The sequence below is a fragment of the Aurantiacibacter rhizosphaerae genome, from assembly GCF_009807005.1.
Lineage (GTDB): Bacteria > Pseudomonadota > Alphaproteobacteria > Sphingomonadales > Sphingomonadaceae > Alteraurantiacibacter > Alteraurantiacibacter rhizosphaerae.
Genome location: NZ_WUBR01000001.1, coordinates 1,512,470 through 1,528,970, shown reverse-complemented (window position 1 = coordinate 1,528,970; position 16,501 = coordinate 1,512,470). Strand labels below are relative to the sequence as shown.

13 protein-coding genes and 1 tRNA gene are annotated in these 16,501 nt (G+C 62.3%); 11 read left to right on the top strand and 3 right to left on the bottom strand.

Going from position 1 to position 16,501, the window contains the following annotated elements; translation table 11 throughout:
* Positions 1-88 precede the first annotated feature (88 nt).
* Both GRF63_RS07160 and GRF63_RS07155 read left to right on the top strand, forming a co-directional pair.
* A complete protein-coding gene (locus GRF63_RS07160; RefSeq protein ID WP_160485231.1) occupies positions 89-1,360 on the top strand; it encodes an APC family permease in 1,272 nt (423 codons plus the stop codon).
* Between the two features lie 39 nt (positions 1,361-1,399).
* Positions 1,400-2,581 carry a BaiN/RdsA family NAD(P)/FAD-dependent oxidoreductase gene (locus GRF63_RS07155; RefSeq protein ID WP_160485230.1) on the top strand — a complete coding sequence of 394 codons (1,182 nt, stop codon included), beginning with the start codon at positions 1,400-1,402 and terminating at the stop codon, positions 2,579-2,581.
* Positions 2,582-2,605: 24 nt separating this feature from the next.
* Here the strand turns inward: GRF63_RS07155 and GRF63_RS07150 are convergent, their stop codons facing one another.
* Entirely contained in the window at positions 2,606-5,461 is a 2,856-nt protein-coding gene (locus tag GRF63_RS07150) for a TonB-dependent receptor (protein WP_160485229.1), read from the bottom strand.
* Between the two features lie 254 nt (positions 5,462-5,715).
* Between GRF63_RS07150 and infA the strand changes: the two genes are divergently transcribed.
* From infA to GRF63_RS07125, 5 genes are all read left to right on the top strand, one after another.
* Positions 5,716-5,967, top strand: a complete 252-nt coding sequence (gene infA, locus GRF63_RS07145) for a translation initiation factor IF-1 (protein ID WP_119592050.1) — start codon at positions 5,716-5,718, stop codon at positions 5,965-5,967.
* Positions 5,968-5,996: 29 nt separating this feature from the next.
* On the top strand, positions 5,997-6,578 hold the full coding sequence (locus GRF63_RS07140) for a Maf family nucleotide pyrophosphatase (protein WP_160485228.1): 582 nt from the start codon (positions 5,997-5,999) through the stop codon (positions 6,576-6,578).
* Positions 6,571-7,545, top strand: a complete 975-nt coding sequence (locus tag GRF63_RS07135) for an Rne/Rng family ribonuclease (RefSeq protein ID WP_160485227.1) — start codon at positions 6,571-6,573, stop codon at positions 7,543-7,545. The genes GRF63_RS07140 and GRF63_RS07135 overlap by 8 nt, the downstream gene beginning before the upstream one ends.
* On the top strand, positions 7,542-7,706 hold the full coding sequence (locus GRF63_RS07130; protein ID WP_160485226.1) for a DNA gyrase inhibitor YacG: 165 nt from the start codon (positions 7,542-7,544) through the stop codon (positions 7,704-7,706). The genes GRF63_RS07135 and GRF63_RS07130 overlap by 4 nt, the downstream gene beginning before the upstream one ends.
* Before the next feature lie 89 nt (positions 7,707-7,795).
* Positions 7,796-7,870, top strand: a tRNA-Phe gene (locus GRF63_RS07125).
* 136 nt (positions 7,871-8,006) lie between these two features.
* Here the strand turns inward: GRF63_RS07125 and GRF63_RS07120 are convergent.
* Positions 8,007-9,638, bottom strand: coding sequence for an FAD-dependent oxidoreductase (locus tag GRF63_RS07120; protein WP_160485225.1), 1,632 nt, complete (start codon positions 9,636-9,638; stop codon positions 8,007-8,009).
* Between the two features lie 289 nt (positions 9,639-9,927).
* Here GRF63_RS07120 and wrbA point away from each other — a divergent pair, with 289 nt between their 5' ends.
* The gene (gene wrbA, locus GRF63_RS07115; protein WP_160485224.1) at positions 9,928-10,530 is read left to right on the top strand and encodes an NAD(P)H:quinone oxidoreductase; all 603 of its coding nucleotides are present in this window, start codon (positions 9,928-9,930) and stop codon (positions 10,528-10,530) included.
* Between the two features lie 32 nt (positions 10,531-10,562).
* Positions 10,563-11,873 (top strand): cation:proton antiporter, encoded by a 1,311-nt coding sequence (locus GRF63_RS07110; protein WP_160485223.1) that lies wholly within the window; start codon positions 10,563-10,565, stop codon positions 11,871-11,873.
* A gap of 78 nt (positions 11,874-11,951) precedes the next feature.
* On the opposite strand, the gene GRF63_RS07105 is transcribed toward GRF63_RS07110, so the two are convergent.
* Positions 11,952-12,356: a hypothetical protein gene (locus GRF63_RS07105; protein WP_160485222.1), complete on the bottom strand. Its 405-nt coding sequence runs from the start codon at positions 12,354-12,356 to the stop codon at positions 11,952-11,954.
* A 271-nt stretch (positions 12,357-12,627) separates the two neighbouring features.
* Between GRF63_RS07105 and purC the strand changes: the two genes are divergently transcribed.
* Positions 12,628-13,437 carry a phosphoribosylaminoimidazolesuccinocarboxamide synthase gene (gene purC / locus GRF63_RS07100; protein WP_160485221.1) on the top strand — a complete coding sequence of 270 codons (810 nt, stop codon included), beginning with the start codon at positions 12,628-12,630 and terminating at the stop codon, positions 13,435-13,437.
* 197 nt (positions 13,438-13,634) lie between these two features.
* Entirely contained in the window at positions 13,635-16,484 is a 2,850-nt protein-coding gene (locus GRF63_RS07095; protein WP_160485220.1) for a M16 family metallopeptidase, read from the top strand.
* Positions 16,485-16,501 lie beyond the last annotated feature (17 nt).

The following is a 16,501-nucleotide window of genomic DNA, read 5'->3' as shown; positions in this document are numbered from 1 at the left end:
TAGGTGGTGACCGCGCACTTGGCAAAGCTTGCGCGCAACCTCCCCACAGGGCAGCGTGTGGCTTTGGGGACTTGAACGGGGACGACGCATGGACAAAACACCCGCCGCCCTGCCGCGCACGGTGGGCTTTTGGGGCACGGCGCTGTTCCCGGTGAACGGGATGATCGGCGCAGGCATTTTCGCCATGCCCGCCATTCTGGTGGCCGCAGTTGGCAATTTTGCCCCATGGATGATGCTGCTGGGCGCGATCCTGATTGCGCCGCTGGCATTCGTTTTTGCGATGCTGGCCACGCGGTTTGATACACATGGCGGGCCGGTGCTGTATGCCCATGCGGCCTTCGGGTCATTCTTCGGATTTCAGTCGGGCTGGATGCGCTATGCCAGCGCGGTGGTGGCGGTGGCGGCCAATACGCATGTCGCCATTGCCTATCTGGCCGTGCTGTTTCCGGTGCTGGAGGACCCGACCCTGCGTTCCCTGGCGGTGATTGGTTTCATCGCTTTCATGACGCTGATCAACCTTGTGGGCATGCGCGCCTCCGTCAACGTACTGGGCGCGATGACGGCGGTGAAGCTGCTGCCGCTGGTGGCGCTGGTGATTTTCGGGCTGTTCACGCGTGATCCCTCGGTCGGATTCAGCCTGCCGCAATTCGGCCAGTTTGAAAGCGTCGTGCTGCTGACCTTCTATGCCTATATGGCGTTCGAGAATGCGAATTTCCCCGCGGGAGAACTCCGCAATCCCCGCCGCACCATCCCTTTGGCTTTGCTCACCACGATTGCGGCCGTTGCCCTGTTCTACATGCTGGTGATCTGGGCTTATCTCGCCATTGCCCCGCAAGCTGGCGAAGGCGAGAGCGCGCTGGCGGCTGCGGCCAATGTGGTGGCAGGCCAGGCAGGCGTCATCGTGATCTCGATCGCGGCGGCTTTTTCCATCGGTGCCAATATCCTGAACGGCGGCATTGTGGTGCCTCGCATGACCTTTGGCATGGCAGAGCAAGGCACCCTGCCGCGCATCTTCGCCCATGTCTCGTCCCGGTTTCAGACGCCCGATGTCTCCGTGTTGTTCTATGGCGGCGCGGCCATCGTGTTCAGCCTGTGGGCGGGGTTCGCCGCGCTGGCGGTGGCCAGCACGCTGTCCCGGCTGGTGATGTACCTGCTCTGCTCCCTCGCCCTGCCCGTGCTCCAGAACCGTGATGAGGCAAAGGCGTCCTGGTGGCACCTGCCGCTGGCCATTATCGCCGCGATCTCCACGCTGTGGGTGGCCAGCCATGCCAGCGCAGAGGCGTTCCAGATGTTGGGCCTGATATTCGCCGTGGGCACGGGCCTGTACTTCATCGCGGCGCGGCAGAAGGCAGGCGAGTAATCTTGGACGCGCAGGTATTTCCTGCCTAACGCGGGCCACATGGATACCACATTCGATGCAATCGTGCTGGGCGGCGGCGCGGCGGGCCTGTTCTGCGCGGCGATCGCTGCGCAGCGCGGGCGCAATGTGCTGGTGCTGGAAAAGGCCGGAACTGTCGGCAAAAAGATACTGATTTCCGGCGGCGGTCGCTGCAATTTCACCAATATTGGCGCTGGCCCTGCGCACTACATCTCGTCCAACCGCCACTTCGCCAAATCGGCGCTCAGCCGCTACACCGCGCGCGATTTCCTCGATCTGGTGGAAAAGCACGGCATCGCCTGGCATGAAAAGACGCTGGGCCAGCTGTTCTGCGATGGCAGCGCAAAGCAGATCGTGCAGATGTTGCTGGATGAATGCGCCGCTGGCCCCGGAACGGTGGATATTCGCTGTAATCAGAACGTGGACGACGTAGCCCATGACGGCGCGCGTTTCACCGTCACCACGCAGGATGGCAGCCACAGCGCGCCCGCACTGGTGATAGCCACGGGCGGGCCATCCATTCCGAAAATGGGCGCGAGCGATTTCGCCTACGGGCTGGCGCGGCAATTCGGGCTGAAAGTGGTGGAGCCGCGCCCTGCCCTCGTCCCGCTGACGCTGGGCGGAGAGGACGTGCTGTTCCGCGAGCTTTCCGGCGTTGCGACGGAGGTGGAGGCGACCGCCAACAAGACCACCTTCCGCGAAGCTGCGCTGATGACGCACCGCGGGCTATCTGGCCCTGCCATATTGCAAGTCAGCAGTTATTGGCGGCCCGGCGATCCTGTAACGATGAACTTTCTACCCGATGCCGCGGCAGACTGGCTGCTGGACGAGAAACGCACCCGCCCCTCTGCCACTTTGCGTGCCGTCCTGCGCGATTTGCTGCCCGCCAGACTGGCCGACACGCTGGCGGAACGCCTCGCCATAGAGGGCGATCTTGGCAATGTGCCGAACAAGGCCCTGCGCCACGCGCAGCAGCAACTCTCGGCCTGGACTTTCCGCCCCAACGGCACCGAGGGATTTGCCAAGGCCGAAGTCACCGTCGGCGGCATCGACACAGGCGAGCTTTCGTCAAAGACCATGGAGGCGCGCAAGATGCCTGGCCTCCATGCCATCGGGGAAGCCGTGGACGTTACCGGCTGGCTGGGCGGGTACAATTTCCAGTGGGCCTGGGCATCGGCCCATGCAGCGGCGCAGAACCTGTAGATGGCCTGCGCCGGATGCTGCCCGTCAGAACATCTTGCGAAATTCAATCTCGAAACTGCGGCCCACCGGGTCCACCAGGAAGGGCTGATATCGCTGCGGGGTAATGCCGTTGCTGTCCACCACCCGCTGCCGGGCGTCGAACAGATTGTCGATATCAAAACCGATGCGCGATCCCTTGAGGAAAGGCACCGCCTCCACCAGCGAATCGCGCCGCCCCAGATCGATGAAACTGCGCAGGCTGACAGTCATGAAGTCGCCGAAAAACAGGTCCGTACTGCCCGGCAGGGCCGATCCACCGAGGCGGGATGACCCGGTGTATCGGGCCGACACGATCATGCCGTAGCCATCGTAGAACGCCCCGCCGCGTGCGCTCACCGCGTGGCGTGGTTCTCCTCCGCCGGACAGGGCATCGCCATCCAGAAGGTCCAGCCTGGGGATGCCGTCCGCGATCAGCACGGTGTTGTCCAGCTCCAGCGTGTAATCCAGGTTGAAGAACCAGCGCCCAGTTGGCGGGCCGTCATTGCCTCTGTTCATGAAGCGGCCCATCCGCCCCATCCCCCGTCCACGGCCCGATTGCCCGCGATTGCCGGCGCGTTCACCACCACCAGCCTGCGGGGCACTGCCATTTGCCTGCGCACCCTCGGCATCACATATGCGGGCGCGGATGGCGGCAAAGCGTTCCGGATCGACCTGGCCGTTTTCCCCGGCCAGCCGCTGCAACATGCGCGGCGGGATGGAAATGGGCTGCCCGTCAGCATCCGTCGGCGGTGCTTCCCCCGCAGCCTGCGCTGCCAGTGCGCGGTTGAACCGGTCAAGCAAGGCATCTGGCTCCTGCTCACAGAACATGGCGCGCATCGCCTGCATGCGTTCCGGATTTGGCGGCCCGCGCCTTTCGCCGCCACGTTGACCGCTGCGTTCGCCTTCACGTTGACCGCCGCGCTCACCGCCGCGTCCGCGCTGTTCGCCGCGCGCAGCATCGCCGCCGCCGATACGGCCCGAAAGGTTCAGGCCGAATTGCAGGCGCTTCTCGTCCCGTTCTGCAAAGGTGACGAAGCGATCGTCCAGCTGCACCAGCCGCCCCGTTGCATCGCGCGTAACGCGGCGCGGAAATGCGGCCTCTATCGCAGGGGTCAGCGTGGGCAGGCCGTTGGTGACATCGTCGGAATGGTTGTCGTAGTAATCAAAAGAGAAGGTGGCGTTGTCGATAAACGGCAGTTCCCAGATCAGCCCCAATTTCCAGTCGCTCTGCGATTGCGCAGGCAGGTTCGGATTGCCGCCGGAGATAACCGTGGCCAGCACCGTCTGGTTATTCGCGATATCGAAAACCGGCACATTGGGCGTGGCAATCGCCGGATTGCCCAGCTGGCTCAAACTCGGCGCGACTTCGCGATTGATATGCGTGGCTGTCAGGGTGAGGTTTTCGGTCACGCCCCAGGTTAGTCCCACCGTCCAATCCTGCAGCGTGCCAAAGTCCGAAAGGTAATCCACCCCGGCATTCAGGTTCAGCGAAAGATCGCCAATTGCATCGAGGAAATCCTCCTCCCGGCTGGTGAGCGGAATGGAGATATTCGCCCCGCCGAACACGCGGCCACGGGTAAGCTGCGTATTGCTGGCTAGCGCGCGAGTGTCGCTGCTTTCGATGCGGTTCCATTTGTATCCGCTGCGCAGGGTAACGGATACATCGCCCGATGGCAGGTAGATCGGATTGCCGCGCGCCGTGGCCAGCGCGTTGAAGGTGTAGGTGTCGCTCAGGCTCTCGTCGAAAGCCGCATCCGCAAACGCGCCAAGATCGGCGGTGATCGGCAGCAATCCTGCCGCTGCATCCAAAACCAGTCCGCTGGTATCGATGCTCTGCTGGGTGCGGCTGACATTGTCGGAATAGGTGCCATCCAGCGTGCCCGTCACCTCCCAATCGCCCGCCCGCAGGTTCAGCGTGCTGCCGAGCGAGTAACTTTCGGAGCGGCTGTCCACCGTCAGCGGGTTCGCCTCGTTAAATGATCGCAAGGCGGAGTTGCCGGCAGGATCGTTCAGCAGCACAGTATCCAGCCCCTGGAAGCGCAGCGTGTCGGCCCGTTCATACGTGGCGTTGAGAGACAGGTTCGGGCCGCCTTCGCTTAGCTGGCTTGTCCAGTTCGCGGTGGCTTCCACCCCGGCGGTATCCGCCACAAGGCTGCGGAATTGGGCAGGATCGGGGTCCGTCGCAAGATCGGGAATGCTGCCTGCGGTCTGCACGATATCGCGATCCGCTTCCGTCAGCGGGCTGGAGTTTTCCCATTCGACATTGAGGTTCAACCGGCTTGGCCCGTCGATCCGCAGATATGTGCCTTCCACTTCCTGCGTGGAGAAACCGCCTGCGAAGGGCTGGCCATATTCCAGCTCTATCTCACGGCTGGAGAAATTGTCCTTCAGGATGAAGTTCACCACCCGCTGGTCCGGCGAATAACCATATCTCTGCGCCACTTCCTCGCTGAACACCTCGGTCCGCTCGATCGCTTCGGGCGGATAGCTGCGCAATTCACGGAAGGAGGAGATGCGCACGCCGTTGACGAGGATCACGGGCCCTCCGCTGCCGCCGCGCCCGCGAGAGGAGCTGACCTGCGGACCAAGCGCCTGCAACAATTCCTCGATCGAGCCAGCCCCGTAGGCGGCAATATCCTCTGCATTCAGCGTCAGCAGCGGCGGTTCGGGCGCGTCGATCCGGTCAATCAGCCGTGCGCCCAGCACGATAATGGTGTTAACTTCGTCATCCACCGGCTGATCTTCCGGTGCATCAGGCCCTTCCTGCGCAGAGGCAGGCGCGCTGCCCTGATCCTGCGCCAATGCGGTGTGGAACGGGGCCGTGCACAGCGCGGCGGTGATCGCCAAGGCACTGCAGGACATCGAAATTTTCAGAATCGGAACTCTCCGCACAAGGTTTGAATCCCCACCCAGGAGGCCTATGTTCCGCATCGCTTGCGCAGGCAATACAGACCCTTGTCGTATTTTGTCGCAGATGTATCGCAGCTGTCGGCCCTTTAAAGGCGCGATACACGGCCTATCTTCCATTTTGTGCAAGAGGCGTCTAAGGGCGCGGCCTGCACTGGGTAAATCTTACCGGAAAAGCATATGACCAAGCACAAGGACCAATAGACTGAATGGCTAAGGAAGAACTTCTCGAAATGCGCGGCAAGGTGGTTGAACTGCTGCCCAACGCAATGTTCCGCGTCGAGCTCGAGAACGGCCACGAGGTTTTGGGTCACACCGCAGGCCGCATGCGCAAGAACCGCATCCGCGTGCTGGTGGGTGACGAGGTGCTGTGCGAACTGACGCCGTACGATCTGACCAAGGCACGCATCACCTACCGCTTCATGCCGGGTCGCGGCGGACCGCCGGGATACACCGGCTAAGGCGCAAGCCAGCGCCCTAAGACTATCGAGTGGCTTCCGATCCGCTGAAACTCGTCCTCGCTTCCGCCAGCCCGCGTCGCCGCGAATGGCTGTCGCGGCTGGGTATAGAACCTGACGCGGTAACCCCCGCAGATATCGACGAAACACCCCATGCGCGCGAATTGCCGCGTGACTATGCCGTGCGCATGGCGCGTGAAAAGGCGCAGGCCGTGGACGGCGCGGGCGCGCACGTGCTTTCTGGCGATACAGTTGTCGCGGCCGGTCGGCGCATTCTGCCCAAGGCCGAGGATGAAGCAACGGCACGCGAATGCCTTGTACTGCTCTCCGGTCGTCGCCACCGCGTGTTTTCCGCCGTAACTCTGGCCGCGCCCGATGGCTCTATCCGCGAGAAATTGAGCGAGACGCAGCTTAAGTTCAAACGCCTCTCCCCCGAAGAGATCGACGCCTACATTGCCAGCGGCGAATGGGAGGGCAAGGCAGGCGGCTATGCGATACAGGGCATGGCAGAGGCGCTGATCTCGTGGATACAGGGCAGCCATTCCGGCGTCGTCGGCCTGCCGCTGTATGAAACGCGCATCCTGCTGAAATCCGCCGGGTTCGCCATTGGCTGAGTGGTTTCTGGAGGAAGGGATCGGCGAAGATCGCGCGATCCGGCTGGAAGGAAGCCGCATTGCCAAAGCGATGGTTGTCTGGCCCGGCGGATTGTCCACCGGCCTGGTGGAAGAAGCCACCCTTACATCGCGGCGCAAGGGTGCAAGCCGCGGCACCGCCACATTCGACAATGGGCAGATTGCGCTGGTGGACCGCCTGCCGAAAGACGCCGCAGAAGGCGCGCGCATCCGCTTGCAGGTCGTGCGCCCCGCTCTGGCAGAGGCAGGCCGCGCCAAACATGCGCAGGCCCGCCCCACGAATGCCCCGCCCCGCCCTGCGCCATCTCTTGCCGAGGGATTGTCCTCCGCCGGGCATGCCGTGCGCAATGTGCGCAGCTTTCCCGAATGCGATTGGGATGAACTGGTGGGCGAAGCCATGGATGGCCGCGCCGATTTTTCCGGCGGTTCGCTGCATTTCGCCTGCACGCCGGCGATGACCGTGTGCGATGTGGACGGCAATTTGCCGCCACGCGAACTGGCACTCGCCGCTGCCGATGCGATGGGAGACGCGGTGAAGCGGCTGGACCTGCGCGGCAATCTGGGGATCGATTTCCCCACCCTGCCTGCGAAGGAAGATCGCCGCGCTATCGATTCAGCATTGGCCGATGCACTGTCACGCTGGCCGCATGAACGCACCGCGATGAACGGCTTTGGCTTTGTGCAAATCATCGCGCGGCTGGAACGGCCATCTCTTCTGCAACGCGCGACCTATCACCGGGCCGCCTTTGCCGCGCGGCAATTGCTGCGCCGGGCAGAGCGATTGCAGGGCGCCGGCGTGGTGGAGCTTTCGGCCCATCCTGCCGTGATCGATCAATTGTCGGCCAGCTGGCTGGATGAATTGCGCCGCCGGACGGGAACGGACGTGTCGACAAGGCCCGATCCGGCCCTTGCGATGGATGCACCCCATGCCCAGATTGTGGCGCGATGACGAAGCGCCCCTGCCCCATTTGCAAGAAACCTCGCACAGAGGAATTCACGCCCTTTTGCTCCAGCCGTTGCCGCGATCGCGACCTCGCACAGTGGTTCAACGATGGCTATGCCGTGCCCGGTCCACCAGCCGCGCCTGAAGATATTGCGACAGAAGACTGAATTGGGGTCTTGCCAAGCGCACGAGGGTTCGCCATAGGCGCGCTTCCCTTGACCGCGAGCATGCATCTGCCGCTCGCAGCCTGAAGAATGCCTGGGTAGCTCAGGGGTAGAGCAGACGACTGAAAATCGTCGTGTCGGTGGTTCGAATCCGCCCCCGGGCACCACTCCCTTTGGTTAGACCCACAAGCGCCGGGCGCGGGAATCCGCCCGCTTGGCTCCCCCTCGCATTGGCCTCGCATTGGCTCGGGCGGCCGGTCGGCCTTGCGAACCCTCGCGGGTTCGGAGTTAGACCCTCACGCGTCAGCCCTTTTCTTCGGCATCCAATTGCGCGGCGATGTGATTCCACGCGGCGGATATCACCACGGACCCTTCCCCCACGGCGCTGGCCACGCGTTTGACTGAGCCGGAGCGTACATCGCCGATGGCATAAATGCCGGGCGTGGAGGTTTCGTACTGGCTGGCCGCGCCCACTTCGTCGCCCGTCTTCACGAAGCCGCGATCATCCAACTCTGCCATATCGTTCAGCCAGCCGCTGTTCGGCTCCGCGCCGATCATGATGAACAATCCGTTGGTGCGCACCTCTGTCTCGCCATCGGGGCCGGAAAGGGTGACGCCGGATAGACGGCTTTCCCCATGCAGCGCGCTCACCTCGGTCTCGTAATGGATCGTCACCGCCGAATCGTTCTCCAGCCGGTGACTCAGATACTCGCTCATCGTCGATGCTAGGCTGTCCCCGCGCACGATCAGGTGAACGTGTGACGCATGGCGGCTGAGGAACATGGCGGCCTGCCCCGATGAATTGCCGCCGCCCACCACCACGGCATCGCAATTGCGGCAGAAGCGGGCCTCCATGTCGGTGGCAGCATAATAGACGCCCGCGCCTTCGAACTCGGCCAGCCGTGGAAGCGGCAGGCGGCGGTATTGCACGCCCGTGGCCACCACCACGGCGCGTGCGCAGACCTGTACATCATCGTCGAGCGTCACGCAGAACTGGCCGTCCTCCCGCTTTGACAAATCCACCACGCGGCGCGGCATCACGAAACGCGTGCCGAATTTCAGCGCCTGTATCTCTCCGCGATAGACAAGGTCGGAGCCGGAGATGCCGGTGGGGAAACCCATGTAGTTCTCGATACGGCTGGACATGCCGGCCTGCCCGCCGATGGCCGTGTCCTCTATCAGCATGGCGCACAGCCCCTCTGCCCCTGCATACACCGCCGCTGCCACACCGCCCGGCCCGCCGCCCACGATGATCACGTCATAGCTGTTCTCTTCGCAGATATTCAGATCCAGCCCCAGGCGATGCGCGATCTTGCGCGGGGTCGGGTCTTCTATCACCTCGTCCCGGTTGAAGATGACGGCAGGCGTATGATCGGCCAGCCGGCATAGCGTCACGCTCTCCTCGTCAGAGGCGTCCAGATCATAGGTGTGGTACGGCACCCGGTTGCGCCGCAGGAAGCTTTCCACCTTTTGCACGGCCGGATCACGGTCCGCCCCGATCAGCTTGATGGAACTGCGGTTCTCCTCGAACGTGCGCCTTCGCCGGGCGGCGAACACGGTGATGATGTGATCTGAAAGTTCGGGCACGCGCCGCATCAGGTCCATCATTTCGTCCCGCGGTGCGGCAATTACGCGGGTGTCCTTCGCCGCGCGCATCGGCAGGGTCCAGCTTCCGGCATTCAGGAAACCGATCTCGCCCATGAACTGCGTGGGGCCGATCGCGCTCTTCATCAGGCGGCCGCCGGTATAGGGATCGACGATCTCGATCTCCCCCTCCAGCACATAGAGAAATTCTGTCATCGCATCGCCGACTTCGGCCACGCTGTCCCCGGCGGAGTAGCAGCGTTCCGTCCCGATCTCGCAGATCATCTCCACGTGATCGTCTGCCAGCGGCACCCGCTTCATCGTGTCCAGATCATCGCCAATCGCTTCCATGCACTTTTCTTCCCGATGGCCCGAAGGCTGGATAACGAATCAAACCCGATGAGGTTGCAAACCGCCTTACGCACCCGTGCCATGCAGCGCGCCACGACATTTGGCCCTCCTTGCGGCGAATGGCACCATTGTCAGCCAGATTGAAGCGGAAAGCATCGCATCATCGCTTCTGCATGGTTGCGGAACCGGCATGCGCATCCAACATTGCAATACGGACAGGATCAATCTGCCCTCCCCTCTCGCCGCGATTTTTGCGGCAACAGCCTCCCCGGCAAGCGAAAGGATCACCATGGCTCGCATTCTCGTGCTTTATTACTCTTCCTACGGACACGTCTCCACCATGGCAGAGGCCGTGGCCGCGGGCATTCGCGATGCCGGGCATGAGGCGGATATTCGCCGCGTTGCCGAAACCGCGCCGGAAGATGTGGTGAAGAATTTCGGCTTCCAGCATGATGAAAGCCACGATCTGATCGAAGGACCGGATGTGCTGGGTGAATATGATGGCCTGGTGCTGGGCGCGCCCACGCGCTTTGGCCGCCTGCCCAGCCAGATGGCCGCCTTCCTCGATACCTGCGGCGGTGTGTGGGCATCGGGCGCGCTGATCGGAAAGCCGGGCGCTGTCTTCACCAGCAGCAATTCACAGCATGGCGGGCAGGAAACAACGCTGTTTTCCATGATCACCAACCTCATGCATTTCGGCATGAGCATCATTGGCCTCGACTACGGCTTTGAAGGCCAGAACGGTATTGACGAGGTGAAGGGCGGCGCACCCTATGGCGCCACCACCATCGCCGGGCCGGATGGCAGCCGCCAGCCAAGCCAGGTGGAGATCGACGGCGCGAAATATCTTGGCCGGCGCGTGGCCAACACCGCGGCGAAGATGGCGGGGTAGGATTTACCGGCGGGCGCGGCTAAACCCCCGCGATGGAACATGCTAGCGCCGGCCTCTCACCCTTCGATCTTGCTGCCATGCTGGTGGTGGCCAGTGCCTTTCTGGGCTGGTTCAACCACCACTTCATAAAACTGCCGCATGTCGTCGGGTTAACGGCGATGGGCGCGCTTGCCGCCATTGGCCTGCTGGTGGCCAATGCGGTTTTTCCCGGCATCACGCTGGATAACACCGTAGCGCAGCTGCTGCAGCAGATGAACTTTACAGACACGCTGCTGCAGGGAATGCTGAGCTTCCTGCTGTTTGCAGGCGCGCTGCATGTGGATCTGGACAGGCTGAAGGCGGACTGGCTGCCGGTGCTGCTGCTTTCTACCGTGGGCGTTATCCTTTCCACGGTGATTGTGGGCCTGCTCACTTGGGGGCTGGGCCTGCTGCTGGGCTTGGAACTGGCGCCCATCTGGTATTTCGTATTCGGCGCGCTGATTGCGCCCACCGATCCCGTGGCCGTGCTGGGCGTGCTGAAGGAGGAGAAGGTGGACGAAAGCCTGCAGGCCAGCGTTGCGGGCGAAAGCCTGTTCAACGATGGCGTGGGCATCGTGGTGTTCGCCATCCTGCTGGGCGCGGCGGTAACGGGCACCGAATTCAGCATCGCCGAAGGTGCACGGCTGTTCCTGATAGAAGCTGGCGGCGGCCTGCTGGTGGGCGCGATCTTCGGCTATCTCGGCTTTCGCGCCATGCGTTCGATGGATGAATATGCGCTGGAGGTGACGATCACGCTGGCGGTGGTGATGGGCGGCTATGCCCTGTGCACCGCGCTGCACATTTCCGGCCCGCTGGCGATGGCCGTGGCAGGCCTGTTAATCGGCAATCACGGCGTCACCTACGCCATGAGCGATATTACCCGCGATTACGTGATCCGCTTCTGGGAAGTGGTGGACGAATTGCTGAATTCCGTCCTCTTCCTGCTGATCGGGCTGGAGATGATCGTGCTGGTTCCCGGGCTGAATGAAAGCCTGCTGATGCTGACCGCGATTCCCATCACCCTGCTTGCCCGCGCCGTGGCGGTTACAGTGTCCACCAGGGTGGTGCCCGCGGCCAAGCCAAAGGCGGAAGGCGCGTGGGGCGTCTTGTGGTGGGGCGGCCTTCGCGGCGGCATTTCCATCGCGCTGGCGCTATCCCTGCCCGCAGGCCCGGTGCGCGATCTGTTGCTGGCTGCAACCTTCGGCGCGGTATTGTTCAGCGTGCTGGTGCAGCGTGCCACGCTGGGCCGCGTGATCGAACGCACGAAAGTGCCATGCGAAGATAAGCCCGAAACAGAAGGCGGCGTGCCAAAGGGGCTGGGTTAGCCACTACGCATTCCCGTTCGCCGGTACAGAAAAGGGCGCGCCACCTTCGTGACGCGCCCTTTCTCGTCTTGATAAATGTCAGGAATCGACGCGGACGACTGTCGAAACATCTTCCGGATCATTGTCGGAAACAGACGTCCAGACACCATCGGCATCGATTGTCTCGGTCGCGCATTCAACTTCCTCGCCTTCATCGGCGCCGCACCACTGGTCCGGACGTTCGGAAGTCCATGTGCCATTCGTTACCGTACCGTCGGCCCGCGTGCTGGTGTAGGTGCCGTCGTCGGATACGACCTGCGTATAGGTTTCGCCTTCGGCATTGGTCACTTCGAAAGTGCCGGCCATCGGCATGCCATCGGCAGCCATGGCGACTTCTGCCGCAGGCTCTGCGACAACCACTTCTTCTTCCATCATCGGCTCCTCGGTTTCGGCTTCACCGCAGGCGGCCAAGGCAAACACGGCAAGGAATGCAAACTTCTTCATTTCGGTAGTCCCCCCATTAATGGTTTACAAAAGCTATCATGAAATTCGGGGATGGATTGCAACAATTCGCAGATGATTGGTTTCGCCGGATAATGCCGGGCAAATCTGTACTGCCGGGCCAGCGCTACAATGCGAATCACCTGTTGCCTGCGCCCGATTGCCCCGCTGCCAACTTCGGTGTATAGGCCTGCTTTCTACGCGCCCCGGTACTCCGCGAACCCAGTTCGCGACGCCGGGGCGCTCGTTTTTTCGCTGCTGAAAGGTGCCGCCAATGTCCCGCCGCCGCCAGATCTACGAAGGCAAGGCCAAGATCCTTTACGAAGGTCCTGAGCCGGGCACGATCATCCAGTATTTCAAGGATGATGCCACCGCCTTCAACGCCGAGAAAAAGGGTACGATCAACGGCAAGGGCGTGATCAACAATCGCATCAGCGAATATGTGTTCACCCGGCTGGCGCACATCGGCATCCCCACCCACTTCATCCGCCGCCTGAACATGCGCGAACAATTGGTGCGGCAGGTGGAAATCATCCCGCTGGAAGTGGTGGTGCGCAATGTGGCCGCAGGCTCCATTTCAAAGCGTCTCGGCATCGAAGAGGGCGAAATGCTGCCCCACACGCTGCTGGAATATTATCTGAAGGACGATGCGCTGGGCGATCCGCTGGTGGCGGAAGAGCACATTGCCTGCTTCAACTGGGCCAGCCATGAAGAGATGCAGGATATCGCCGCGATGGCTATCCGCGTGAATGATTTCCTGAGCGGCATGTTCGCCGCCGTCGACATCCGCCTGGTGGATTTCAAGCTGGAATTCGGTCGCATCTTCGATGGCGATTTCAGCCGCGTGATCCTGGCCGATGAATTCAGCCCGGACAATTGCCGCCTGTGGGACATGACCAGCGGAGAGAAGCTGGACAAGGACCGCTTCCGCCGCGATCTTGGCGGGGAAGAAGAGGCTTATCAGGAAGTCGCGCGCCGGCTTGGCGTGCTTTCCGGCGAAGACAACGGTCCCGGCGAAGTGCTGGATATGGATGCGCATCGCTCTCGCCTGCGCACGCCGCCACCTTCCAAGCCGAAGAAATAAATGGGCATGGGGGCGCTGGCATCCCCCCCCTCCCCACGATTTTTTGAAAGCGTTCCAACGAAGCTGTGCAGCTTAGGGCTTTGTGCCCTCTGGGCCTGTTGCGCCCTGTTAATCCCGTGTGCATATGATGTTTCACTTGTAACGGGCGTTTCTGCCCCGCAACATCAAGATATTCATTTGCTTAGGGGACAATCTTCATGACGATCCGCCGCGCGTTCAACACCGGTATTTCCTGCGCCGCCCTGGCCATCACCCTGGCACTATCGGCTCCCGCCGCCGCGCAGCAAGAATGGGGAACGCAGGCAACCGACGTGGTGCAGGATCCTGCTGTCACCTATGGCGTGCTGGAGAATGGCATGCGCTATGCCATCCGCCAGAACGACACGCCCGATGGCGCGGCATCGTTTCGCATGCATTTCGATTTCGGATCGCTGGGTGAAGCGGACGACGAACGCGGCCTTGCCCATTTTATCGAGCACATGGCCTTCAACGGCTCCACCAATGTGCCCGAAGGCGAGATGATCCCTCTGCTGGAGCGGCTGGGCCTGGCCTTCGGCCCCGACACCAACGCCTACACCAGCTTCGATGAAACGGTGTATATGCTGGATGTGCCCAATGCGAATGAGGAAGGTCTGGACACAGCCCTGTTCCTGATGCGCGAAACCGCCAGCGAGCTGACCTTCGATCCGGAGGCTGTCGATCGGGAGCGGGAAATCCTGGTGAGCGAGCGCCGCCTGCGCGACACGGCACCATTACGCAATTTCCGCGATCTGTTCGATTTCCGCATCCCCGGCACGCGCTACACCACGCGCTTTCCCATCGGGCTCGATTCGGTGCTGCGTGAAGCCCCGGCAGAGCGTTTGAAGGCGCTGTACAATCGCTTCTACCGCCCGGAAAATGCCACCTTCGTGGCCGTGGGCGATTTCGATGTGGCAGAGATGGAAGCCGCCATACGTGAACGCTTTGCCGATTGGCAGGGCGTTGGCGAACCCGGCGCAATCCCGGCAGCGGGCACGGTGGATTTCAACCGTGAAATCGCCTTCGATACCTTCGTCGATCCCACCATCAGCGAAAGCGTGGCCATCTATCAGCATCGGCCTTACACCGATCCTGTCGATACCGTGGAAGAACGCACCCGTTCTCAGCTTCGCGGACTGGCGGAGGCCATGTTCGATCGCCGCATCACCCGCATCGCCAATCGGGAAGACAGCCCGATCCTGGGCGGCGGCTTCGGCGTCAGCGATGATGAGGACGTGGCCGATTATTCCGTCGTCAGCATCAGCACCCGCGATGGCGCATGGGACGAAGGCCTGCGCATTGCAGAGCAGGAACTGCGCCGTGCGCTGGAATATGGCTTCACCCAGGCAGAGCTGGACTATGCGCTGACCAACACCGAAAGCGGCCTTCGCCGCAGCGCCGCACAGGCAGGCGCGCGCACCAATTCCCAGCTGGCCAGCGCATTGGTGAATGCGGCGGCGGAGAACGACTTCGTCACCGATCCGCAGTGGCGTTATGACCTGTTCAACCAGATGCGCCCGCAGCTGACGCTGGAGGCGGTGAACGAGCTGTTCCGCGATCTGTGGAGCGAGGGCGAACCGCTGGTGCGCGTGGCGGCAAAGGAAATGACCGGCGGCGAAGAAACGGTTGCCGCGATTTACAATGAAAGCGCGCAGGTCGCCGTGGCAGAGCCGGAGGACGTCGTCGCCACCGATTTCGCCTATGCCGATTGGGGTGAGCCCGGCACGGTGATTTCCGATAGCATGATCGATGATCTGGGCATTCGCACCGTCACCTTTGCCAATAATGTGCGCCTGAATATCAAGCAGACCGATTTTGAGCCGGGCCGCGTTCGCTTCAACGTGAACATGGATGGCGGCAATTTCGCGCTGGACGGGATGAACTCCACCTCTGCCGGCATCTACCTGCAAATCGCCTCGCAAGTGGGCGGCCTTGGCAAGCACAGCTTTGACGAGATTACGGAGATCCTTGCCGGACAGCAGGTTTCCGCCGGTATCGGTGCAGATACCGATGTCTTCAATTCCGGCGGCGTAACCACGCCGGAAGATCTGGCCATGCAGATGAAGGTCAGCGCCGCCTACCTCACCGATCTGGGACTCCGGCCAGAGGCGGATGCCCGCTTTGCCGCGGTTATCGATGCCATATGGGGTCAGCTGCAATCGCAGCCGTCGCAGGTGTTCAACCTGCGCACGGGAGAGCAGATTGCCGACAGCCCCTACACCGCCTTCCCCACGCGAGAAGAGCTAGGCTCCGTCGACAGAGAAGCCCTGCGCGACGCGGTGCTTTCCGCTGCCGCGAACGGCGCGATCGAGATCGCCATCGTCGGCGATATCGATCCTGCCGCTGCAATCGATGCCGTTGCCAACAGCTTTGGCGCGCTGCCGGAACGCAACGCCGAATTTGCCGATTATGCAGACAAGCGCCAGCTGGATTTCCTGGACCTGTCGGGCGATGAGATCACCGATTACACCCACACGGGCCAGGCGGATCAGGCGCTGGTCGGCAGCATCTGGCGCACGCGCGACGATACGGACTTTCAAGAGGATATGGGCCTGGCCCTGCTTTCCGGCCTGATGAACCTGAAAGCCCTTGAAACCCTGCGGGAAGAGCTGGCGGCGACCTACAGCCCATCCGTTTCCAATTCCACCAGTGAGGATTTTACCGATTACGGCACGTTCAGCGTGGCAGCCGTGGTCGATCCCGCGCAGGCGGACGAGGTGCGCGATATCATCGTGCGCCTGGCCAGCGAGCTACGGGATGAAGCGGTAACGGACGATTTCCTGCTCCGCGCGCGTCAGCCCATTCTGGAACGCATCCGCCAGGCGCGCGAGAACAACGGCTTCTGGATCAGCATAGCATCGGACGCGCAGAGCGAGGCGAAGCGGCTGGACAGGGTCCGCCAGCAGGCAGAGGTGATCGAAAGCTTCACGCCAGCCCAGCTGCAGGAACTGGCACGCAAATACATCACGCCAGATCGCCGCGCCGACACGCGTATCCTCGTCGCTCCTGAAGCGGCAGATAGCAAGTAAGCCAATAGGCGGGGGAG